The sequence below is a fragment of the Paenibacillus flagellatus genome (assembly GCF_003217775.1).
Lineage (GTDB): Bacteria > Bacillota > Bacilli > Paenibacillales > NBRC-103111 > Paenibacillus_AB > Paenibacillus_AB flagellatus.
This window is the reverse complement of sequence record NZ_QJVJ01000022.1, coordinates 40,352-62,753: the sequence shown is the minus strand read 5'-3', so window position 1 is coordinate 62,753 and position 22,402 is coordinate 40,352. Positions and strand designations below refer to the sequence as shown.

At 57.1% G+C, this 22,402-nt stretch carries 24 protein-coding genes, 1 rRNA gene and 1 other annotated feature; of the genes, 23 read left to right on the top strand and 2 right to left on the bottom strand.

The features are described 5' to 3' along the window. Nucleotides 1-101, top strand: a 5S ribosomal RNA gene (rrf, locus tag DLM86_RS30855); the annotation flags it as partial. Between the two features lie 54 nt (nt 102-155). On the opposite strand, the gene DLM86_RS30850 is transcribed toward rrf, so the two are convergent. After that, complete coding sequence (locus DLM86_RS30850) at nt 156-1,409, bottom strand: glycosyltransferase family protein (RefSeq protein ID WP_110843961.1); 1,254 nt, start codon at nt 1,407-1,409, stop codon at nt 156-158. Nucleotides 1,410-1,734: 325 nt separating this feature from the next. Between DLM86_RS30850 and DLM86_RS30845 the strand changes: the two genes are divergently transcribed. The 7 genes from DLM86_RS30845 to pssA all read left to right on the top strand — a co-directional run bounded on the left by DLM86_RS30845 (nt 1,735) and on the right by pssA (nt 9,822). Further along, the gene (locus DLM86_RS30845) at nt 1,735-2,196 is read left to right on the top strand and encodes a CtsR family transcriptional regulator (RefSeq protein WP_110843959.1); all 462 of its coding nucleotides are present in this window, start codon (nt 1,735-1,737) and stop codon (nt 2,194-2,196) included. Nucleotides 2,197-2,241: 45 nt separating this feature from the next. After that, a complete protein-coding gene (mcsA, locus tag DLM86_RS30840) occupies nt 2,242-2,763 on the top strand; it encodes a protein-arginine kinase activator protein McsA (RefSeq protein ID WP_110843957.1) in 522 nt (173 codons plus the stop codon). Between the two features lie 62 nt (nt 2,764-2,825). Next, nucleotides 2,826-3,845, top strand: a complete 1,020-nt coding sequence (gene mcsB / locus DLM86_RS30835) for a protein-arginine kinase McsB (protein ID WP_245955043.1) — start codon at nt 2,826-2,828, stop codon at nt 3,843-3,845. A 61-nt stretch (nt 3,846-3,906) separates the two neighbouring features. Then, nucleotides 3,907-6,345: an ATP-dependent protease ATP-binding subunit ClpC gene (gene clpC, locus DLM86_RS30830; RefSeq protein WP_110843955.1), complete on the top strand. Its 2,439-nt coding sequence runs from the start codon at nt 3,907-3,909 to the stop codon at nt 6,343-6,345. Nucleotides 6,346-6,494: 149 nt separating this feature from the next. Then, nucleotides 6,495-7,862, top strand: a complete 1,368-nt coding sequence (radA, locus tag DLM86_RS30825; protein WP_110843953.1) for a DNA repair protein RadA — start codon at nt 6,495-6,497, stop codon at nt 7,860-7,862. A 26-nt stretch (nt 7,863-7,888) separates the two neighbouring features. Next, nucleotides 7,889-8,965: a DNA integrity scanning diadenylate cyclase DisA gene (disA, locus tag DLM86_RS30820; protein WP_110843951.1), complete on the top strand. Its 1,077-nt coding sequence runs from the start codon at nt 7,889-7,891 to the stop codon at nt 8,963-8,965. Nucleotides 8,966-9,063: 98 nt separating this feature from the next. Then, a complete protein-coding gene (gene pssA / locus DLM86_RS30815) occupies nt 9,064-9,822 on the top strand; it encodes a CDP-diacylglycerol--serine O-phosphatidyltransferase (RefSeq protein WP_110843949.1) in 759 nt (252 codons plus the stop codon). 95 nt (nt 9,823-9,917) lie between these two features. Here pssA and DLM86_RS30810 read toward each other — a convergent pair whose 3' ends face one another. Then, the gene (locus DLM86_RS30810) at nt 9,918-10,313 is read right to left on the bottom strand and encodes a DUF1573 domain-containing protein (RefSeq protein ID WP_110843940.1); all 396 of its coding nucleotides are present in this window, start codon (nt 10,311-10,313) and stop codon (nt 9,918-9,920) included. Between the two features lie 166 nt (nt 10,314-10,479). On the opposite strand from DLM86_RS30810, the gene DLM86_RS30805 reads away from it, so the two are divergent. The 15 genes from DLM86_RS30805 (at nt 10,480) to rplJ (ending at nt 22,399) form a co-directional block, all read left to right on the top strand. Continuing rightward, nucleotides 10,480-11,568, top strand: a complete 1,089-nt coding sequence (locus DLM86_RS30805) for a PIN/TRAM domain-containing protein (protein WP_110843938.1) — start codon at nt 10,480-10,482, stop codon at nt 11,566-11,568. Between the two features lie 77 nt (nt 11,569-11,645). Then, the gene (gene ispD, locus DLM86_RS30800) at nt 11,646-12,350 is read left to right on the top strand and encodes a 2-C-methyl-D-erythritol 4-phosphate cytidylyltransferase (protein ID WP_110843936.1); all 705 of its coding nucleotides are present in this window, start codon (nt 11,646-11,648) and stop codon (nt 12,348-12,350) included. After that, complete coding sequence (gene ispF / locus DLM86_RS30795) at nt 12,347-12,829, top strand: 2-C-methyl-D-erythritol 2,4-cyclodiphosphate synthase (protein WP_110843934.1); 483 nt, start codon at nt 12,347-12,349, stop codon at nt 12,827-12,829. Before ispD ends, ispF begins: the two co-directional genes overlap by 4 nt. A 43-nt stretch (nt 12,830-12,872) precedes the next feature. Then, nucleotides 12,873-14,339 carry a glutamate--tRNA ligase gene (gene gltX / locus DLM86_RS30790; RefSeq protein WP_110843932.1) on the top strand — a complete coding sequence of 489 codons (1,467 nt, stop codon included), beginning with the start codon at nt 12,873-12,875 and terminating at the stop codon, nt 14,337-14,339. Nucleotides 14,340-14,704: 365 nt separating this feature from the next. After that, nucleotides 14,705-15,388 carry a serine O-acetyltransferase gene (gene cysE / locus DLM86_RS30785; RefSeq protein ID WP_110843930.1) on the top strand — a complete coding sequence of 228 codons (684 nt, stop codon included), beginning with the start codon at nt 14,705-14,707 and terminating at the stop codon, nt 15,386-15,388. Continuing rightward, complete coding sequence (gene cysS / locus DLM86_RS30780; RefSeq protein WP_110843928.1) at nt 15,369-16,766, top strand: cysteine--tRNA ligase; 1,398 nt, start codon at nt 15,369-15,371, stop codon at nt 16,764-16,766. Before cysE ends, cysS begins: the two co-directional genes overlap by 20 nt. 13 nt (nt 16,767-16,779) lie before the next feature. Continuing rightward, complete coding sequence (locus DLM86_RS30775; RefSeq protein WP_110843926.1) at nt 16,780-17,193, top strand: Mini-ribonuclease 3; 414 nt, start codon at nt 16,780-16,782, stop codon at nt 17,191-17,193. A 3-nt stretch (nt 17,194-17,196) separates the two neighbouring features. Continuing rightward, nucleotides 17,197-17,943, top strand: a complete 747-nt coding sequence (gene rlmB / locus DLM86_RS30770) for a 23S rRNA (guanosine(2251)-2'-O)-methyltransferase RlmB (protein ID WP_110843924.1) — start codon at nt 17,197-17,199, stop codon at nt 17,941-17,943. 19 nt (nt 17,944-17,962) lie between these two features. After that, the gene (locus DLM86_RS30765; protein ID WP_110843922.1) at nt 17,963-18,475 is read left to right on the top strand and encodes an NYN domain-containing protein; all 513 of its coding nucleotides are present in this window, start codon (nt 17,963-17,965) and stop codon (nt 18,473-18,475) included. A gap of 126 nt (nt 18,476-18,601) precedes the next feature. Continuing rightward, entirely contained in the window at nt 18,602-19,246 is a 645-nt protein-coding gene (gene sigH, locus DLM86_RS30760; protein ID WP_110843920.1) for an RNA polymerase sporulation sigma factor SigH, read from the top strand. A gap of 251 nt (nt 19,247-19,497) precedes the next feature. Beyond that, on the top strand, nt 19,498-19,707 hold the full coding sequence (secE, locus tag DLM86_RS30755) for a preprotein translocase subunit SecE (RefSeq protein ID WP_110843918.1): 210 nt from the start codon (nt 19,498-19,500) through the stop codon (nt 19,705-19,707). Nucleotides 19,708-19,725: 18 nt separating this feature from the next. Next, nucleotides 19,726-20,259, top strand: a complete 534-nt coding sequence (gene nusG, locus DLM86_RS30750; RefSeq protein ID WP_110843916.1) for a transcription termination/antitermination protein NusG — start codon at nt 19,726-19,728, stop codon at nt 20,257-20,259. 147 nt (nt 20,260-20,406) lie between these two features. Further along, nucleotides 20,407-20,832, top strand: a complete 426-nt coding sequence (rplK, locus tag DLM86_RS30745; RefSeq protein WP_110843914.1) for a 50S ribosomal protein L11 — start codon at nt 20,407-20,409, stop codon at nt 20,830-20,832. An 84-nt stretch (nt 20,833-20,916) separates the two neighbouring features. Further along, nucleotides 20,917-21,609 (top strand): 50S ribosomal protein L1, encoded by a 693-nt coding sequence (rplA, locus tag DLM86_RS30740; RefSeq protein WP_110843912.1) that lies wholly within the window; start codon nt 20,917-20,919, stop codon nt 21,607-21,609. Between the two features lie 75 nt (nt 21,610-21,684). After that, nucleotides 21,685-21,840, top strand: a sequence feature (ribosomal protein L10 leader region). A gap of 49 nt (nt 21,841-21,889) precedes the next feature. Then, nucleotides 21,890-22,399, top strand: a complete 510-nt coding sequence (gene rplJ, locus DLM86_RS30735) for a 50S ribosomal protein L10 (RefSeq protein WP_110843910.1) — start codon at nt 21,890-21,892, stop codon at nt 22,397-22,399. Nucleotides 22,400-22,402 lie beyond the last annotated feature (3 nt).

Below are 22,402 nucleotides of genomic sequence, written 5' to 3'. Positions count from 1 at the left end.
GAGGGGATCCACGCGTTCCCATCCCGAACACGACCGTTAAGCCCTCCAGCGCCGATGGTACTTGGACCGCAGGGTCCTGGGAGAGTAGGACGTTGCCAAGCGAAGAAGGACGCTATTCCGTTATGGATTAGCGTCTTTTTTGCATTGATACGGCATTAAGCCATGAAGTAATAATCGTTGAAAAACGCGATCGTCGTAATGGCGTTAAGGAACAGGAACACCCATAAAATCGCGAACCGCACATGGTCCCGCTTCTCCGTCAGCTTGATCACGTACAGGAACAACGGGATGCATACCATCATATAGCGAACGACGCTGGCCAAGTACCAAGGCTGGCTGGAAAACGGAATGACGATCAGCAGCGCGCCGTATACCCAGAGCAGCCATTGTTTGGAGGATCGCCAGAACGGTTTTCCACCGAGTATCAAATAGAGCAAATATACGGCAAACACGAGCGTAGACACGATAAAGGCGATAAAACCGTTGTCCCATCCGCCCGGCGCCATGAAGTACGGCTTCTCGAAATAATGAACGTAGTTGGCGAACGGGGCGGCCGTAAATCGGTACCAGCTCAAGCTCTGCTCGTGAAAAGGCGCCAAATAATCGCCGGTCAGCCGTTTCATGTACAGCAAATATAGCCCCATGGGAACCAGTGAAAGGACGGCGTATAACCCCCATCGCCAATACCTTCGATTCCACCGAAAGCCTTCGTTCAACAGGACACTACCCACTACGAAAAACAAATTGATGAACCCGGGGACCCGAGTAACGGTCGATAAGCTGGCGGCCATAAAGGCAAGCGCATACCGTTTGTTCGTCGCGTAATAAAGCGAAGCCGCCGAAAGAAGCAGGAACAGGCTTTCCGTATACGGCAGCGAATAAAACAGCGAGGTCGGATACGCCAGCATCAGCACGAGCACGGAACGGGATTGTCCCTCCGATAATCCTTGTCCCATCGCAAACCGATAAATATAAAAAAAGGCGGCCGCCAAGCATGCATTGGACACGATCATTCCGACGACGGCCGGCTCCAGCAGGCCGAGCCCCACGACTTGGCCCAGCGCGAAGATCAGCAGCGGATAAAGCGGGAAAAACACCCAGTTCGCCGGCGGATGCGGCTCATCGATCCGATAAGCGTCGTAGCCTCGGGTAGCGATTTTCAAGTAGGCGAAGCTGTCGAATTTGACGAAATCGGTCAATTTCGGTTTTCTCGTGTCGGCCAGATCCGTAGGCACGTTCATCGAATAGTCGGGTACGACGCCGGGTGCCCGCTGCTCATAGGTCGGCGCTTCCGTATAAGAAGCGAACAAATTCATGCCCATATAACCCGTCAACACCATGACGGCTCGGCTGATCGCGATAAGCAGAATAATGGACCAAACCGCTTGTCGGGTCATCTTCGCATTCAATTTTAAAACTCCCCTCCGGTCTATCTTTATTAATTACCCAATTTACCGGATACCGAACCGGTTTCCAAGTTAAGAAAATGTGAACCCGTCGCTGTAAGCATGAATTGGTCGAGACACCCCCGGTAAATCCGGAGCTGTTTTGGTATATACTGAACAGGAAGGGCTTCTAACGTTTTAGAAAAAGTGAAGGCGATACTTGGCAAGAACGAAAAAACCGATTATAATGGGTATATAGTCAAAGAAAGTCAAAGTCAATACGACGGAACTTTCCGACTTTTCAGGCGAAACCGCCGGCCGTACTACTTTCATTTGGAGGGTTCTTTCGATGCGTAATGTCTCCGATATCATCGAACAATATCTGAAGAACATTTTGCAGCAGAGCCCGGATGGAGTCGTCGAGCTACAACGAAGCGAGCTGGCCGAGAAATTTCAATGCGTGCCGTCCCAGATCAATTACGTCATCAGTACGCGCTTCACGCTGGAGAAAGGGTACTTGGTCGAAAGCAAAAGAGGGGGCGGCGGATATATCCGCATTCAACGCGTCGAGCTTCCTTCCAAGGAAGCCATTCACGTTCATATTTTCCGCACGGTCGGCATGGAGCTCGATCAGGCTTCCGCGGAAGGTATTATATATCAGCTGGAGGAAGGACGGTTCATTACCGCTCGGGAAGCCAATTTGCTCAGGGCGGCCGTAGCCCGGGACGTCCTGAATCTCAAGCTTCCGCTCCGGGACGAAGTTCGGGCGAGATTGCTGAAGGCGATGCTGATCGCCCTGCTGGGCAAATAACGGGCTTCGACTTCCATTCGGACGAGTTGCAAGGAGGGATCGAGGGTGCTTTGCCAAGAATGCAACAAAAAACCGGCGACGCTCCATTTCACGAAAATCGTGAACGGGGAGAAAACGGAATTTCACATTTGCGAATCGTGCGCCCGGGAAAAAGGGGAGCTCATCCCCGGAACGCCGAACGGCTTTTCTATCCATAACCTGCTGTCGGGACTTCTCGATTTCGACCCGTCCCAGGCGGCGGTCGGGGTTAAGCCGCAGCAGCTGCGCTGCGATCATTGCGGTTTGACCTACAGTCAGTTCAGCAAAATCGGCCGCTTCGGCTGCAGCTCCTGCTATGAGCACTTTTCCGGCAGGCTCGATCCGTTGTTCAAGCGAGTTCACGGCAACACGGTTCATGTCGGCAAGGTGCCGAAGCGAACGGGCGGCCTGATCCAATACAAGCGCGAAATCGACAAGCTGAAGCAAGACATGCAGCTGAGCATCGCCCGAGAAGAGTTCGAGCAAGCGGCCCGGATCCGCGACCAGATTCGCGAGCTCGAAACGAAGCTGAACGGATCGAACGCGTAAGGGAAGGAGGCGGATTGGATTTGGATCGATCGAAAATTTTCGAGCAAGCGCTCAGCGACTGGATGAAGGGCAAAGGTCCCGAATCGGATGTCGTCATCAGCACCCGAATTCGTCTGGCGCGCAACGTCAGAAATCATCCGTTTCCGATGCTGGCGACGAACAAGCAATCGAAGGACGTGCTGGACCAAGTCGTGAAAGTGCTGCATAACGACGAATTGAAAACCGTAAGCGGGTTCGATCTGTTTATTCTGGATCAGCTCAGCGAGCTGCAAAAACGGGTTTTGGTCGAAAAGCACCTGATCAGCCCGAATTTGGCCAACGAATCCCGCAACGGCGCGGTTATGATCAACGACAACGAATCGGTCAGCATCATGGTCAACGAAGAAGACCATTTGCGTATCCAATGCTTGTGCCCCGGGTTCCAGATCCGGGAGGCGTGGGATTTGGCCAATCAGATCGACGATATTTTCGAGTCTCAGGTCGATTACGCTTTTGAAGAAAAACACGGTTTTTTGACCAGCTGTCCGACCAACGTGGGAACGGGCATCCGGGCTTCGGTCATGATGCATTTGCCGGCGCTCGTGCTGACTCAGCAAATGAACCGCATTTTGCAGGCGATCAATCAGGTCGGGCTTGCGGTAAGAGGGCTGTACGGCGAAGGCAGCGAGGCGATCGGCAACATGTTCCAGGTGTCGAATCAGATTACGCTCGGACAATCCGAGGAGGAAATCATCGACAACCTGCATGGCGTCGCGAAGCAAATTATCGAGCACGAGCGGGCCGCCCGGCAAAAGCTGCTCGGCGAATCGAAAATGCGCGTAGCCGATCGGGTGAACCGCTCGTACGGCATTTTGTCGCACGCCTCGATCATGGATTCGAAAGAGGCGGCGCAGCGACTGTCCGACGTCCGGCTGGGCGTCGACTTGGGACTGCTGCACAACGTGTCGCCGCACGTGTTGAACGAGCTGATGGTCATGACGCAGCCCGGCTTTTTGCAGCAGTACGCCGGATCGATTTTGTCGGCGGACGACCGGGATATCCGGAGAGCCGAGCTGATCCGCGATAAAATAACGAGTTCTTGAGTCGCAACTTCCGGTTGCGATCTTACCAACATTTGATATATTAACTGTGGAGGTGCTTTCCATGATGTTTGGCAGATTTACCGAACGCGCCCAAAAGGTGCTCGCGTTGGCGCAAGAAGAAGCGGTCCGGCTCGGTCATAACAACATCGGGACGGAGCATATTTTGCTCGGTCTTATCCGCGAAGGGGAAGGCATCGCGGCCAAAGCTCTCGTAGCGCTGGGACTCAGCCTCGAGAAAATTCAAGACGAAGTGGAGTCGCTCATCGGCAGAGGGCAGGAGCAGCCGAGCAATATCGCCTATACGCCGAGAGCGAAGAAGGTTATCGAGCTGTCGATGGACGAAGCGCGCAAGCTGGGACATACGTACGTCGGGACGGAGCATATTTTGCTCGGCCTGATTCGCGAAGGCGAAGGCGTAGCCGCACGCGTCCTGAACAATTTGGGTGTCAGCCTGAACAAGGCTCGCCAGCAAGTGCTTCAGCTGCTCGGAAGCAGCGAGGCGGTGTCGTCGAGCCATTCGACGTCGGCTAACGTCAATACGCCGACGCTGGACGGATTGGCGCGCGACTTGACCGCTTATGCGAAGGAAGGCAATCTCGATCCGGTTATCGGACGGAGCAAAGAAATCGAGCGGGTCATCCAAGTGCTGAGCCGCCGGACGAAAAACAACCCGGTCCTGATCGGGGAGCCCGGCGTCGGCAAAACGGCGATCGCCGAAGGACTCGCGCAAAAAATCGTCAACAACGAAATTCCGGAGACGCTCCGCGACAAGCGCGTCATGACGCTCGATATGGGGTCGGTCGTGGCGGGTACGAAATACCGCGGGGAGTTCGAGGATCGTTTGAAAAAAATTATGGATGAAATCCGGGCGGCCGGCAATATCATCCTATTCATCGACGAGCTGCATACGCTCATCGGAGCCGGCGGCGCGGAAGGCGCCATCGACGCCTCGAACATTTTGAAGCCGGCGCTCGCGAGAGGCGAGCTGCAGTGCATCGGCGCGACGACGCTGGACGAATACCGCAAATATATCGAGAAGGACGCCGCGCTGGAACGCCGGTTCCAGCCGATTACGGTCGATCAGCCGACACCGGAAGAAGCGATTCAAATTCTTCACGGGTTGCGCGACCGCTATGAAGCCCATCACCGGGTAAAAATTACCGACGAAGCGATCGAACAGGCGGTGAAGCTGTCCGACCGTTATATTACGGACCGTTTCCTGCCGGACAAAGCGATCGACCTGATCGACGAGGCGAGCTCGAAAGTGCGCTTGCGTTCGTACACGGTACCGCCGAACTTGAAGCAGCTCGAATCGCAGCTGGAAAACATCCGCAAGGAGAAGGATGCGGCGGTGCAAAGCCAAGAGTTCGAGAAGGCGGCGGCGCTTCGCGACACCGAGCAAAAAATGCGCGACGAGCTCGACGCCACGAAGAACGAATGGAAAGAAAAACAAGGCCGCACCGATTCCGAGGTAACGCCGGAAGATATCGCCCAAGTTGTCGGCAGCTGGACGGGAATTCCGGTCAGCAAGCTGGCGGAAGAAGAAACCGAGCGTCTGCTCAAGATGGAAGACATTTTGCATGAGCGCGTCATCGGCCAAGGCGAGGCGGTCAAAGCGGTCAGCCGGGCGATTCGCCGGGCGAGAGCCGGCTTGAAAGATCCGAAGCGCCCGATGGGCTCCTTCATCTTCCTCGGTCCGACCGGCGTCGGCAAAACCGAGCTGGCGCGGGCGCTGGCAGAGTCGCTGTTCGGCGACGAAAACGCCGTGATCCGGATCGACATGTCCGAATATATGGAGAAGCATTCGACGTCTCGTCTCGTCGGGGCGCCTCCGGGATATGTCGGCTACGAGGAAGGCGGCCAGCTGACCGAGAAAGTGCGCCGCAAGCCGTATTCGGTCGTCCTGCTCGACGAAATCGAGAAGGCGCACCCGGAAGTGTTCAACATCTTGCTGCAAGTGCTGGAGGACGGCCGGTTGACCGATTCGAAAGGCCGCACCGTCGACTTCCGCAATACGCTCATCATCATGACGTCGAACGTCGGCGCCGAGATGATCAAGAAAAATTCGACGCTCGGCTTCTTGGCCGCAGCCGATGCGGGGCGCGATTACTCGAACATGAAGGACAAAGTAATGGGCGAGCTGAAAAAAAGCTTCCGTCCGGAGTTCCTGAACCGGATCGACGAAATTATCGTCTTCCATTCGCTGGAGCAGGAGCATATCGCCCAGATCGTCAGCCTCATGTCCGACGAGCTGAGCAAGCGGCTGCGCGAACAAGACGTCGAGTTCACGCTCACCGAGCGGGGCAAGGAGTTTTTGGCCAAGGAAGGCTTCGATCCGACGTACGGTGCGCGTCCGCTTCGCCGGGCGATCCAGAAGCATATCGAGGACCGTCTGTCCGAAGAGCTGCTGAAGGGCAACATCTCCAAAGGCGATTCGTTGACGATCGACGAAGTCGACGGCGAGCTCGTCGTTCTGAAAAACAACAACCAGCCGGCGTAAGCGGCCGGCAATCCGAAAAAGCATTTCGGTTTCCTTCGGGGAATCGGAGTGCTTTTTCGCGCGTTTTGCGGGGTGTCGTGGGGATACGGGGTTTTCATCGGTTTCACGAAATGGTACACTTTGGTTACTATGTGAATGAGGGAACGATCATGTCCAAAACGAAAACGAAGTTTTGCTGTCAGGAATGCGGATACGAGTCGCCGAAATGGCTTGGCAAATGTCCGGGCTGCAACGGCTGGAATACGATGGTCGAGGAAGTCGAAATAACGGGCAAGTCGAAAGGTTTCCATACGGCCTTGACCCAGACGAAAGAAAAAGCGACCTCGATCATACATATAGAAAGCAGTCACGAAAAACGAATTTTGACCCAAATGAATGAATTGAACCGGGTACTGGGCGGAGGCGTCGTTCCGGGTTCCCTGATTCTGGTCGGCGGCGATCCCGGCATCGGCAAGTCGACGCTGCTGCTGCAGACGTCGCACAGCTTGGCCGCAGTCGGCCTGAAAGTGCTGTATATCTCCGGGGAGGAATCGACCCGTCAAATCAAGCTGCGGGCCGATCGGCTCGGCGCCTTGTCGGACCGCTTGTTCGTCCTGTGCGAGACGAACGTCGAGCTGATCGAGGAAGCGATCGAGAACGTGCAGCCGGATTTCATGGTCGTCGACTCGATCCAGACGGTGTTCCACCCGGCCGTGACGTCCGCGCCGGGCAGTGTCGCGCAAGTGAGAGAATGTACCGGGCATTTTATGCGAATAGCTAAGATACGAGGCATCGCGACGGTACTGGTCGGGCACGTGACGAAGGAAGGCGCTATCGCGGGGCCGCGGTTGCTTGAGCATATGGTGGACTGCGTCCTTTACTTCGAAGGGGAGCGTCATCACGCCTACCGGCTGCTGCGAGCGGTCAAAAACCGGTTCGGCTCCACGAACGAAATGGGTATTTTCGAAATGAACGAGGGCGGCTTGGCCGAGGTGACGAACCCGTCGGAGCTGTTCTTGTCCGAACGGCCGCTCGGCGTATCCGGCTCTACGGTCGTCGCCAGCATGGAAGGGACTCGCCCGGTGCTCGTCGAGCTGCAGGCGCTCGTCTCCAGCACGAATTTTCCGAGTCCGCGGCGCATGTCCGCCGGCATCGATCATAACCGGCTTTCGCTAATCATAGCCGTGTTGGAAAAAAGAGTCGGCCTTTTCCTGCAAAACCAGGACGCGTACTTGAACGTAGCGGGCGGCGTCAAGCTCGACGAGCCCGCGGTCGATTTGGCGGCGGCCGTAGCCATCGCTTCCAGCTTCAAGGACCGCCCGACGCAGCCGTTCGACGTCGTATTCGGCGAAATCGGCCTGACCGGCGAAGTGCGCGGCGTATCGCGCATCGATCAGCGGGTGAAGGAAGCGCAGAAGCTCGGCTTCAAGCGGGTCATCATGCCGCGCAAAAGCATGAAGGGATGGACGCCTCCCCAAGGCGTCGAAATTATCGGGGTGGATACGGTTGCGGACGCATTGAACGCCGCGTTGGAATAACGGCAGTGTCGACAGGGGGGATGGAGATGAAGGAAGGAACGCAGCAGGAAATCATGACGCAAATTTTGCAATTGGTCGCACCCGGCACGCCGTTTCGCGAAGGGTTGGAGAACGTTCTTCGGGCCAAGACGGGAGCTCTCATCGTCGTCGGCTACAGTCCGGAAGTGATGGAGCTTGTGGACGGCGGCTTCTCGATCAATTGCGATTTTTCCCCGAACTACTTGTACGAGTTGGCCAAGATGGACGGGGCCATCATTTTGAGCGAAGATATCAAGCGTATTTTGTACGCCAATACGCAGCTGATCCCGGATTCCTCGATCCCTTCCATCGAGACGGGCATCCGTCACCGGACCGCCGAACGCGTAGCGAAGCAGACCGGCAAGCTGGTCGTCTCCATTTCCCAGCGCCGGAACGTCATCACGGTTTATCAGGGCAACTTGCGTTATGCGCTCAAAGATATCGGCGTCATCTTGACGAAAGCGAATCAGGCGATCCAGACGATGGAGAAGTACCGCTCCGTGCTCGACCAGGCGTTTACGAATTTGGGCGCTTCCGAATTCGAGGAGCTCGTGACGCTGCACGAGGTGGCGAACGTCATCCAGCGGGTCGAAATGGTGCTTCGCGTCAAAGCCGAAATCAAACGGTACATCAATGAGCTCGGAACGGAAGGACGGCTGATCAGCATGCAGCTCGAGGAGCTGGTCGGCTCGACGGATCAGGAATCGCTGCTGCTCATCAAAGACTACTGCCGCGACTGCAGCGAGGAGAAGGTTCGCGAAATTGCGGCGTCGCTGCGCAAGCTGAGCTCGGAGGAGCTGCTCGATCAGCAGCACATCATCCGGATACTCGGTTATCCGTATTCGAACACGATGATGGAAGAGACGGTGGCGCCGCGCGGATACCGGATGCTGCACAAGCTGCCGAGACTGCCCTCCGTCATCATCCACAACCTCGTGGAGACGTTCGAGCGGCTGCCGCATATGGTCATGGCGACGATCGAGGAGCTGGACGAAGTCGACGGCATCGGCGAAGTCCGGGCAAGAGCGATCAAGGAAGGGCTTAGAAGGATGCAGGAACAATTGTTCATTGACAGACATATCTAAATTGCCTACAATCAGAAGATAGGTTCGTAAGTCCCGGTCGTTCGCGGCATGAAGCGGGCCTTATTGGGGCATAGTATAGGTTAGAGGTGGAGCCTTTCATGATCAGAAACTCAATTCCCAGCATGTTTACGGTAGGCAATTTGTTCCTGGGGATTGTCGCCATCATATTGGCGTTCAATTCGGGTGCGGATAACAAGAATGCGGAGCTAGCCGCCATTTTCGTTATCGTGGCCATGCTTCTGGACGGCTTGGACGGACGCGTGGCGCGCGCATTGAACGCGCAAAGCGAATTCGGGAAAGAGCTCGACTCCTTGTCCGATGTCATTTCGTTCGGCGTTGCGCCGGCTTTTATTATGTATGTGGTCGCTTTTCAAGAGCTGAACATGTCGGCTCTCGCCTGGATCGTCACGGCCGTGTTCCCGATTTGCGGGGCGCTTCGCTTGGCCCGGTTCAACGTTATATCGGGAGTGCCCGGCTATTTTATCGGCTTGCCGATTCCGGCTGCGGGCAGCGTCCTCAGCACGCTGGCTCTGTTCCACAATGAAATTCCGACTTCGATTTTGCTTGCCAGCACGCTGGTGTTGTCGTTCCTGATGGTCAGCACGGTGAAATACCCGAACTTCAAGAAGGTCGGCATCCCGAAGACGGCTTTGTGGCTTACGCCGATCATCGTCGCCGGCGCGGTTACGCTGGCGGTGATCTACCCGGGCATTTTGTCGAAGCTGATTTTCGTGCCGTTGGTTATTTACGCGCTGTACGGTTTGAACGGGCTAAAAAAAAACGCTAGACGGCTGTTTCGCCGCCGCAAACGGATGAACGCCGCCGACGAGCCTTCCAAGAGCGAGACGCACGGTTAACGGCTTACCCAAAGGAATAGATCGAAAGTAAAAAGCATTTATTTTCTGAGGTTCAGAAAATAAATGCTTTTTTGTCGTTATCGAACCGTCCGTCGTCAGGACAAGTTGAACAGCCCGAGCGTGGAGCATTTCTTCGATTCCTTGTCGATGATTTCGTCCAGATCGAGGTTGAGCAGGTTGCACAGCGACGACAAATAGAACAAATGCTTGCCGAGCTGCACGGTAATCGCATCGACGCAATTTTCGCATAATTCGCCGTTGATATGGGTTTGGATCAGCGCCTTCGCCTCTTCGAGCGACAGGTCGTCCGGATAAGGCTGCTTGTTGGCTTGCAAGGTAATGCAACCGCATTCGGTTACGGATTTGATGACGCTCCGGTTGACGGATGCGCTCGATTGCTGCGATTTGGACAAGACGTCGAGTAAGCTTCGGTGACGGAGTAGCAATTCGGATACTTGCTCTTGAAACTGCTTTAACGTTAAGCCGCTCATTCCATTCACCCCGTGTTCCCATAATCTCACTATGTTTCATTATAAAAGAATCGCCGGCAAAGTTCAATTTGCAGGAAAAAGTTTACTGCTCCGGATTAGGCCCGCGCAAATTGGATCATAATTGGTAATGGGGAAACACGAACTGTTGATTTGGAGGTGATGTTGGTTGGCAAAACGGCAACTTCAGCTTTTGCTGACATTGGCGGGAGGCTTGTTGGGGTACTGGCGCAAGGAAGCGATCGAGCAATTTTTGTTACCTATTGTGGGCCCGTTGTTCGGGATCGATACTATTCCGGGAATGGCGTACTGGGCCGCTTTCGGCTGTGCGGCGATCGTAATGGCGGCGTCCGCCTGGCTGCTCGGCTCCGGCTTCGAACGGATTCGGGATTGGGAGGATCGCGTGGCGAAAACGCCTTCGCTCGAATTGTTCTCGGGATTGGCGGGGCTCTTGCTCGGGCTCGTCATCGCCGCGCTGCTGTTTCCGACGCTGGCCCGCGCGGGCGACGTCGGGACGCTGCTCGCTTATGCGTCGACCGCCTTTCTGGGCGTCAGCGGCTTTCGCATCGGCTACAAGAAGCGCGAGGATTTGGTCCATGTCGCGACGTTCGGCTTCGGGGACAAGAAGAAGAAGGGCGCCCCGATCAAGGACGAGCACAAAATATTGGACACGAGCGTCATTATCGACGGGCGGATCGCCGACATTTGCAAAACCGGCTTTATCGAGGGAACGCTGGTCATTCCGGAATTCGTGCTGGAGGAGCTTCAGCACATCGCCGATTCGTCCGATCTGCTCAAGCGCAACCGCGGCCGCCGCGGGCTGGACATTCTGAACAAGATCCAGAAAGAGCTCGACGTCAAGGTGCTCATCTACGAGGGCGACTTCGAGGAAATTTCCGAGGTGGACAGCAAGCTCGTCCGGTTGGCCAAGGCGCTTCAGGGCAAGGTGATCACGAACGATTTCAACCTGAACAAAGTGTGCGAGCTGCAGGGCGTGTCGGTGCTCAACATCAACGATCTGGCCAACGCGGTGAAGCCGGTCGTGCTGCCGGGCGAAGAAATTCTCGTCCAGGTGATCAAGGACGGCAAGGAGCACGGCCAGGGCGTCGCGTACTTGGACGACGGCACGATGATCGTCGTCGAGGGCGGGCGCGAGTATATCGGCGCCACGATCGAGGTGCTCGTAACGAGCGTATTGCAGACGTCGGCGGGAAGGATGATTTTCGCCAAGCCGAAACTGTTGGAAAAAGCGCTGTAAACCGTTATGATAGAAGTTGGCGCCTGAGCAAGCCTTGGGCACCGATTTCATGAACGGATACAGCGGGGTAGAAGAAGATGACAACATATGGCGTCGTCGTTGTGGCGGCGGGCAAAGGAACCCGGATGGGAACGTCCGAGAGCAAGCAGTTTTTGGAGGTAGGCGGCAAGCCGATTCTCGTGCATACGCTCGAGACGTTCCAGCGGCTGCCTCGGATCGAGGCGATCGTGGTCGTTACCGGGAGCGGCGATATCGGGCGGTGCGTCGGCTATGTCGAACGATACGGCTTGACGAAAGTGACGGCCATCACGGCCGGCGGATCGGAGAGACAGCATTCGGTCCGCATCGGACTGGAGCGCCTTCCGGACGGAATCGAGGTCGTCGCCGTACATGACGGCGTACGTCCGTTCCTGACCGGGGAGCTGATCGACCGCTGCTTGGACAAGGCTGGCGAATCCGGAGCCGCCGTCGTGGCGGTGCCGGTGAAAGATACGATCAAGGTCGTCGATCCGTCCGGTCGGATCGAGTCGACGCCGGAGAGACGGAGCTTGTGGGCGGTGCAAACCCCACAAGCTTTTCGTCTTGACCTGCTCGTCGAAGCGCACCGGGAAGCGGAGCGGGAAGGATTCGTCGGGACGGACGACGCGACGCTCGTCGAGCGGCTCGGCCATCCCGTATACGTCGTGGAAGGCGATTACGCGAATATCAAGATTACGACGCCGGACGATATGCTGCTGGCGGAACGACTGCTGCAGGAGCGAGAGGAGAGCGATGGGTTGTGATTCGCATCGGACAAGGCTTTGACGTGCACCAGCTGGTGGAAGGGCGCAAGTGCATTATCGGCGGCGTGGACATTCCGTACGAGAAAGGGCTGCTCGGCCATTCCGACGCGGACGTGCTGCTGCACGCGATCAGCGACGCCATTCTCGGAGCGCTCGGGAAAGGGGATATCGGCAAACATTTTCCCGATACCGATCCGGCGTTCAAGGACGCGGACAGCGTCAAGCTGCTCGAGCATGTTTGGGACATGGCGAAGCGGATGGGCTATAAGCTCGGCAACATCGATTCGACGATAATCGCCCAGAAGCCGAAGATGGCGCCGTACATTCCGGCGATGGCGGAGCTGATCGCCCGCGTGCTGGAGGCGGACGTCTCGCAGGTGAACGTGAAGGCGACGACGACGGAGCAGCTCGGCTTCACCGGCCGGGGCGAAGGAATTGCGGCGCAGTCGGTTGTCTGTTTGCAGAAAGTTGTGCTATGATCGTTCGTAAATCATTTCAGGTTGCCACGGGAGGAGCTTCTTCATGACGAGACCGATTCGCGTACGCTACGCGCCGAGCCCGACGGGTCATCTGCATATCGGCAATGCTCGGACGGCGCTGTTCAATTACTTGTTCGCGCGCCATCATAACGGCAAATTCATCATTCGCATCGAGGATACGGACGTCAAGCGCAACGTCCCCGGCGGCGTCGAGAACCAGCTGACGTATTTGAAGTGGCTCGGCGTCGATTGGGACGAAAGCGTGGACGTCGGCGGTCCGTTCGGTCCGTACTACCAAACGCAAAGGCTCGATATTTACCGCAAGTACGCCGAGCAGCTTATAGCGGAAGGCCGCGCGTACTATTGCTACTGCACGGAAGAAGAGCTGGAGCGGGAGCGGGAGGAGCAGACCGCTCGCGGAGAGACGCCGCGCTATTCCGGCAAGCATCGGAACTTGACCGAGGAGCAGCGCCGGGCGTACGAGGCGGAAGGCCGCGTGCCGAGCATCCGGTTTCGGGTGGCGGAAGGGAAGTCGTACACGTTCCGCGACCTTGTGAAAGGCGATATCACGTTCGAATCGGACGGCATCGGCGATTTCGTCATTATTAAGAAAGACGGCATCGCGACTTACAACTTCGCCGTCGTCGTCGACGATTATCTGATGGAAATCTCCCACGTGCTGCGCGGCGAGGACCATATCTCGAACACCCCGCGCCAGCTGATGATTTACGAAGCGCTCGGCTGGGAGCCGCCGCATTTCGCGCACATGACGCTGATCGTGAACGAGCAGCGCAAAAAGCTGAGCAAGCGGGACGAGTCGATCATCCAATTCATCGAGCAGTACGACCAGCTCGGCTATTTGCCGGAGGCGATGTTCAACTTCATCGCGCTGCTCGGCTGGTCCCCCGAAGGGGAGAACGAAATCTTCACCCGCGACGAGTTGATAGCGGCTTTCGATGCGGATCGGCTGTCGAAGAGCCCGGCGTTTTTTGATAAGAACAAGCTGAATTGGATGAACAACCATTACTTGAAAAAGGCCGACCCGGCGCGCGTCACGGAGCTGGCGATTCCGCACTTGCAGAAGGCGGGACGCATCCCGGCCGACCTCGACCCGCAGAAGCGGGAATGGGTGCAGTCGCTCGTGGCGCTCTATCAGGAGCAGCTGAACTGCGCCGCCGACATCGTGCCGCTGACGGACATGTTTTTCGCCGACGAACCGGCCGACGACGAGGAAGGCCGAGCCGTGCTGGCGGAGGCGCACGTGCCGGATGTGCTGCGCGCTTTCTTGACGCAAGTCGAGCAGGCGTCGGAGTTTACGCCCGAGGCGATCCAAGCGATGCTTAAGAGCGTGCAAAAGGATACGGGCTACAAAGGCAAGCAATTGTTCATGCCGGTCCGCGTCGCCTTGACCGGTCAGGTGCACGGCCGCGATCTGAATCAGACGATCGCGCTGCTCGGGCGCGGCCGGGTTGCGGAAAGACTGCGCAACCGGTTGTCAGCTTTCGCCTGATATTGTATACTTGTTGTAATTTCTTACAACGAACCAAAGGCATCGATCGGGAGAGTACGTAAAGACCGGGTTTCCCAGAGAGGGCGATCGGCGTCGGATGACGCCGGGTGCGAGTCGCCTATTCCCGCCGCTACGGAAATGCGCCCGTGAGCCGCACGGCCGAGCTGCTTCATGCAGGGTAGGCGTCGCCGTATGAATCCGCGTTAAGGATACGAGACGGACGGTTATTCGTCGTGCTTCGCGGTTGTCGCGAGCGGCGCGAGCCCGTCCAAGCAGAGTGGAACCGCGATAAGACGCCTCTGCAGCTACGGCTGCAGAGGCTTTTTGTATGAAAAAATCAGGGAGATCGAAAGAGGGGTGTGTCCATGTTCAGCCGCATGAAATCGGATATTCAGGCCGTATTCGACAACGATCCGGCCGCTCGCAGCGTCTTCGAGGTGATTTTCACCTATTCCGGTCTGCATGCCATATGGGCGCACCGGCTTGCACACTGGTTTTTCAACCGCCGCTGGTTCACGATCGCCCGCATCATCTCACAGGTGAGCCGGTTTATGACGGGGATCGAGATACACCCGGGAGCGCGTATCGGCCGGAGGCTGTTCATCGATCACGGCATGGGCGTCGTCATCGGGGAGACGTGCGAGATCGGCGACGACGTCGTGCTGTATCAAGGCGTCACGCTGGGCGGCACCGGCAAGGAGAAGGGCAAGCGCCATCCCACGATCGGCAACAACGTCGTCATCGCCTCCGGCGCCAAAGTGCTCGGCTCGTTCCGGGTCGGCGACAACGCCAAGATCGGAGCGAACGCCGTCGTGCTGGAGGAAGTGCCCGAGAACAGCACCGTCGTCGGCTTGAAAGCCCGGATCGTCAAGCGCAACGGGGTAAGCCTCAACAAGCTTGATCACGACAAGCTGCCGGATCCGCTGATCGAGGTGTTCCGGCATATGGAGAAGCAAATCCAGGAATTGCGCACGGAAGTGGAGCGGCTCCAAGGCGAGCTGAAACGATTTAACGGAGGGGTTCAACCGTATGAGTCTAAAAGTATATAACACGCTGACTCGAAGCAAGGAAACGTTCGTCCCGATCACGCCGGGCAAAGTGAACATGTACGTCTGCGGTCCGACCGTGTACGACTATATTCATATCGGCAACGCAAGACCGGCGATTTTCTTCGACGTCGTGCGTCGCTATTTGGAATCGACCGGCTACGAGGTGAACTACGTCGTCAACTTCACGGACGTCGACGACAAGCTGATCCGCAAAGCGGAGCAGGTCGGCGATACGGTGCCGGAAATCGCGGAAAAGTATATCGCCGCCTACTACGAGGACATCGAGTCGCTCGGCATCCGCAAGGCGAGCGTCAATCCGAGGGTGACGGAGAACATTCCGGAGATCGTGGCGCTGATCCAGGATCTCGTGGACAAAGGCTACGCATACCCGAGCGGCGGGGACGTCTATTTCCGCACCGAGAAATTCGCGGAATACGGCAAGCTGTCGCATCAGAACCTGCAGGAGCTGCAGTTCGGCATCCGCGTCGAAGTCGGAGAGCGGAAGGAAAGCCCGCAAGATTTCGTTCTGTGGAAAGGGGCCAAGCCGGGCGAAATCCATTGGCCGAGTCCGTGGGGGGACGGCCGGCCGGGCTGGCATATCGAATGCTCCGCCATGGCGCGCAAATATTTGGGCGTGACGCTGGACATCCACGGCGGCGGGCAAGATTTGCAGTTCCCGCACCACGAATGCGAGGTCGCGCAGTCCGAATGCGCGAACGGCCATCCGCTCGCGAACTATTGGATGCATAACGGATACCTTCATATCGACAACGAGAAAATGTCGAAATCGCTCGGAAACGGCATTAACGTGAAGGAGCTCGTGAAGCGGGTGAAGCCGCAGGCGATCCGCTTCCTGTTCTTGTCCACCCATTACCGGAACCCGCTCAATTTCAGCGAAGACGCGCTGCAGCAAGCCGGCAACGGCTTGGAGCGGATCGAGAACGGCGTCGCGAACATTCGGCATCGGCTGCAGAGCGCATCCTCGGGTGCCGTCGACGAGCACGTGCGGGCCGCCGTGGAGCGGGCGAAGAAGACGTTCCGCGACAAGATGGACGACGATTTCAATACCGCGGACGCCATTACCGCCGTATTCGACCTGATCGCGGAAAGCAACGCCTACTTGGCGAAGTCCGAAGCGACCGTCGCGACGCTCGAGCTGCTGCTCGATACGCTTCGCGAATGGGACGGCGTTCTGGGCATACTAACGGAGCCGGCCGAGGAGCTGCTGGACGAAGAGATCGAGCGGCTGATCGAGGATCGGACGGAGGCGCGCAAGTCCAAAAACTGGGCGCGGGCCGACGAAATCCGCGACTTGCTGACGGCCAAAGGAATCCTGCTCGAGGATACGCCCCAAGGGCTGCGCTGGCGGCGGAAATGAAAGGGCGACGCTGATGGACGGGAATCTGTTTCAATTCGAGCCGGCGAAGGATGCGGCGCAGCTTAACCCGCTCGTTCTCGCTTATATGGGCGACGCCGTATTCGAGGTGCTCGTCCGGCAGTACGTCATCTCGCGGCCGAACCACCGGCCGAACCATTTGCACCGCGAGGCGGTGAAGTTCGTCTCCGCCAAGGCGCAGGCGCGGACGCTGCAGCTGTGGCAGCCGCACCTGACGCCGGAGGAGGCCGATATCGTGAAGCGGGGGCGCAACGCCAAGTCCGGGACGATGCCGAAAAACGCCGACGTGCTCGACTACCGGCATAGCACGGGCTTCGAGTGCTTGATCGGATTTTTATACTACACGAAACGGTTCGATCGGCTGGAACTGCTGTTCGGGCTCATGTTGGAACAACCGGGAGGAAGCTGATCGATGGAAGAAGAATGGATTGCCGGTAAACACGCCGTGCTGGAGGCGCTCCGCTCCGGCCGGACGATTCATAAAATATTCGTCGCCGAACAGGCGCAAAAGCATCATACGCAGCCGATCGTGGCGGAAGCGAAAAAGCAGCAGATCGTCATCCAGTTCGTCGACAAACGGAAGCTGGACCAGCTCGTCTCCGACGTCCCCCATCAAGGGGTCGTCGCGCAGGCGGCCGCACACGGCTACGTCGAGGTGGGCGATTTGCTGGCGAAGGCGAAGGAGCGGGGCGAGGCGCCGTTCCTGCTCATCCTGGACGAAATCGAGGATCCGCATAATTTGGGCTCGATTCTCCGAAGCGCCGACTGTACCGGGGTTCATGGCGTCATTATCCCGAAGCGGCGCTCGGTCGGCTTGACCGCGACGGTGTCGAAGACGTCGGCGGGAGCGGTCGAATACGTGCCGGTCTCGCGCGTGACGAACATCGCCCAGACGATCGACGCGCTGAAGGAAGAAGGCGTATGGGTCGCCGGCGCCGATGTGGAGGCGGAGCAGCTCGTGTACAAAGCCGACTTCACGATGCCGCTCGCCATCGTCATCGGCAACGAAAATCGCGGCATCGGCCGGCTGATCAAGGAGAAATGCGATTTCCTCGTCAAGCTGCCGATGGCCGGCCGGATCAATTCGCTCAACGCCTCCGTTGCCGCCTCCGTGCTCATGTATGAGGTCGTCCGCCAGCGCGGCGCGACGGTCTCGTAACCGTCCTGGTCGGGAGAGGATGAAACAAATCGTCATCGTGGACGGCTACAATATCATCGGATCGTGGCCGGAACTGCAGAAGCTGAAAGACATCAGCCTGGAACAGGCGCGGGACCGGCTCATCGACATGATGGCCGATTACCAGTCGTACCGGGGCAACAAAGTGTACGTCGTTTTCGACGCGCACCAAGTCCCCGGGATCGGCGGCGTCTACAGCCAGCATAAAGTCGAGGTGCTGTATACCCGGGAGAAAGAAACCGCGGACGAGCGAATCGAGAGACTGGTAGCGGAGCTGAAAGGAAGGCGGGTGCAAATCTACGTCGCGACCTCCGATTCGGTGGAGCAGCACGTTACGTTCGGACAAGGCGCTCTCCGGCTGCCCGCGAGAGAGCTGCGGCTCGCCATCCGCGAGATCCGCAAGGAAATCCGGGTCAAAATCGAAGAATCGACGGCTCCGGCCAAAAACTCGATCGACAGCAAGCTGAGCGATTCGATGCGGGAGCTGTTCGAAAAATGGCGGCGAGGCAAGTGAGGAAACGTTACGCCAACCTACTTATTCCCTGTACGGCGCGGTTGACGATGTTAGATTACATAATGTATACTAATCCTATCTTTCGAAGTGGATCGCTAGGTTCAGCTTGCAGCCGGAGGGATATTGGTGAGCATCGACCTCAAAGATTCGAGAATGCACGATTACGACCTGATGGCCGACGAAGAGGTAGTGGAATCGGTACGCGAAGGCAGCAGCGAGGCGCTCGAGTACTTGATCAACAAGTACAAAAATTTTGTCCGTGCCAAAGCGAGATCCTACTTCCTGATCGGAGCCGATCGCGAGGATATCGTGCAGGAAGGCATGATCGGCCTGTACAAGTCGATCCGCGACTTCCGCGAGGACAAGCTTGCCACGTTCAAGGCGTTCGCCGAGCTGTGCATTACCCGCCAGATCATTACGGCCATCAAAACCGCCACCCGGCAAAAGCACATCCCGCTTAATTCGTACGTATCGCTGGACAAGCCCATCTACGACGAGGATTCGGACCGGACGCTGCTCGACGTCATCTGCGGCTCCCGCGTCACCGACCCGGAGGAGCTCATCATCAATCAGGAGGAGTTCAGCGGTCTCGAGGATAAGATGGGAGAGATTTTGAGCGATCTCGAGCGCAAGGTGCTCATGCTTTACTTGGACGGACGTTCGTATCAGGAAATCGCGGTCGATCTGGACCGGCACGTGAAATCGATCGACAATGCGCTCCAGCGAGTGAAGCGCAAGCTCGAGCGTTATTTGGAAGTGCGCGACGTATAAGGGCATTCCCGTTTTCCGCGAGGAAGAGGAATGTCCTTTTGTTATAGTCGGGTTCGCGTTATTGGAAGATTCGGGTTTAGAGAAGGAGCGTTTCGGCAACACTGGTACGAGTCGGTTCAGGCGCGACACACACGAGGGCGTTTTCTTGACACGCCTATCAGTCTGTGATAAAGTGGTTCAGGTAGCCCTTTTCCGGGGGTTTTTTGTTATGTCCGCGAAATTTGGGGCGCCGCAGGTTTGGAGGTGTAATCGTGACATTTGTGCAAAGAATGAAGCAAGGCTTCGGCTCGACCTTTTCGTTTTTCGCCGACAGCTGGTCGGAGTTGAAGAAGGTAAAATGGCCAAGCCGTAAGGAGCTCACCAGTTACACCCTTGTGGTACTTGCGACGTGCACGTTTATGACCATCTACTTTTGGCTGATTGACCTCGGGCTGAGCGAAATCCTGCGCCTGTTCGAATAATGGGAGCCGGGTGACATTATGGAGAAAAGATGGTACGTCGTACATACCTATTCCGGGTATGAGAACAAAGTCAAAGCGAACTTGGAAAAACGCGTGGACTCGATGAACATGCAGGATAAGATTTTCCGCGTGCTCGTTCCGATGGAAGAAGAGATCGTGAACAAGGACGGCAAGAAGAAAACCGTCATGCGGAAAGTATATCCGGGCTACGTGCTCGTCGAAATGATCCAGACGGACGATTCGTGGTACGTCGTGCGCAATACGCCGGGCGTGACCGGATTCGTCGGATCGACCGGATCGGGCTCGAAGCCGACGGCATTGCTGCCGGAGGAAGTCGACGCGATTCTGAAGCACATGGGCATCGAGGAGCCGAAGCCGAAGATCGATTTCGAGCTCAAGGAAACCGTCCGCGTCAAGGTAGGTCCGTTCGCGAACTTCGTCGGCACGGTCGAAGATATTTTGACCGACAAGGCGAAGCTGAAAGTGCACGTCAACATGTTTGGACGGGAAACCCCGCTGGAGTTGGAATACACTCAAGTGGAGAAGATATAAGATTCGGGTCGGCGCCATCCTCGGATGATTCGGTCCGGCTTCTAACGTTTTTATCCGGTTTCTGGGTCTGTCTATCGGATGGACTCTCCGTGGGAGGGTGCCGCAAGGTCCCGCTCGCACCACATTACGAGCAAGGAGGTGTGTCGCATGGCTAAAAAGGTTATCAAGATGGTGAAGCTTCAAGTTCCGGCCGGCAAAGCGAACCCGGCGCCGCCAATCGGTCCCGCACTCGGTCAAGCAGGGGTCAACATCATGGCGTTCTGCAAAGAGTTCAACGCGCGTACCGCCGATCAAGCCGGTTTGATCATTCCGGTCGTGATCACGGTATTCGAAGACCGTTCCTTCACGTTCGAGACGAAGACGCCTCCGGCTGCTGTATTGCTGCGCGTTGCCGCCAAGATCGAAAAAGGATCCGGCGAGCCGAACAAGAAGAAAGTCGCTACGGTGAAGCGTGACGTCGTCCGCCAAATCGCCGAGCAAAAAATGCAAGACCTGAACGCCGCTTCGGTAGAAGCCGCAATGCGTATGGTCGAAGGTACCGCCCGCAGCATGGGCGTCGTCGTAGAAGACTGATCGCAATCGTTTGTTTGAGGCGGTCGCAGGACCGCGACAGTGGGAGGATTTTCCGCTAACACCACACAAGGAGGATGTACGAACATGGCAAAACGCGGCAAGAAGTACCAAGAAGTTGCCAAGCTTGTCAATCCGGACGCCAGCTATGAGCCGGCGGAAGCGATTGAACTCGTGAAGAAGGCAGCTCCCGCCAAATTCGACGAAACCGTCGAAGTCGCCGTTCGTCTCGGGGTCGACCCGAAGAAGCAAGACCAAGCCGTCCGCGGCGTCGTCGTGCTTCCGAACGGTACGGGTAAAACGAAGCGCGTCCTCGTGTTCGCAAAAGGCGACAAGGCGAAAGAAGCCGAAGCGGCCGGAGCGGACTTCGTCGGGGATCAAGATTTGATCAACAAAATCCAGCAAGGCTGGTTCGATTTCGACGTCTGCGTCGCTACGCCGGACATGATGAGCGAAGTCGGTAAACTGGGCCGTCTGCTCGGGGGCAAAGGCTTGATGCCGAACCCGAAAGCCGGTACCGTTACGTTTGACGTGGCTAACGCCGTGAAGGAAATCAAGGCCGGTAAAATCGAGTACCGTCTCGACCGCGCCGGACAAATTCACGCTCCGATCGGGAAAGTATCGTTTGGCGCCGAGCAGCTGCAAGAAAACTTCCGCGCTTTGGTGGAAGCTCTCGTGCGTGCGAAGCCGGCAGCGGCCAAAGGCGTATACTTGCGCAACATCGCCGTTTCCTCGACGATGGGCCCGAGCGTTCGCGTAAACCCGCAAACGTTCCGCTGATTTCCGCGGCTCCGCTTTGGCGAACTTCGCCATTTGCATTTTGCGGGCGGACGTGGTAATCTGTTAGAGGTTTTCCAAAAGCGAATATGTTGACCGTAGACAGTAGGTGCCGCAAGGCTTAATGTCCTACCGAGGTGTTGCGATACAATGCAGCAAGCTTTTTCCTTAGCGAAAAAGTTGCATGGAACGTCATGCCTCCGTCTAACCAACGGAGGCTTTTTCGTTGGCTGTACGGCAACATCGCGCCAAGCAAGAAGCCAGTTTTTCAGGAGGTGTACAGATGGCAAACGCAAAAGTGCTTCAAGAGAAACAGCAAGTCGTGTCCGACGTAACGGCGAAGCTGCGCGACAGCGCGAGCACGATCGTTGCCGACTACCGCGGGCTGAACGTGGCTCAAGTGACCGAGCTGCGCAAGCGTCTCCGCGAAGCGGGCGTCGATTTCCAAGTGTTGAAAAACACGCTCGTTCGCCGTGCGACCGCCGAAGCCGGTTTGACCGACCTCGACAGCGCATTGACGGGACCGACCGCCGTGGCGTTCAGCAAAGACGACGTCGTCGTAGCGGCTAAAATCTTGTCGGAATTCGCGAAAAAGAACGACGCGCTGCAAGTCAAAGGCGGCGTAGTCGAAGGCCGCGTCGTGGACGTAGCCCAAATCAAGGCACTGGCGGACCTGCCTTCCCGCGAAGGTCTGTTGTCCATGTTGCTCAGCGTGCTGCAAGCGCCGATCCGCAACTTCGCCCTCGCGGTCAAAGCGGTATCGGAAAAGCAAGAAGGCGGAGCGCAAGCATAAGCT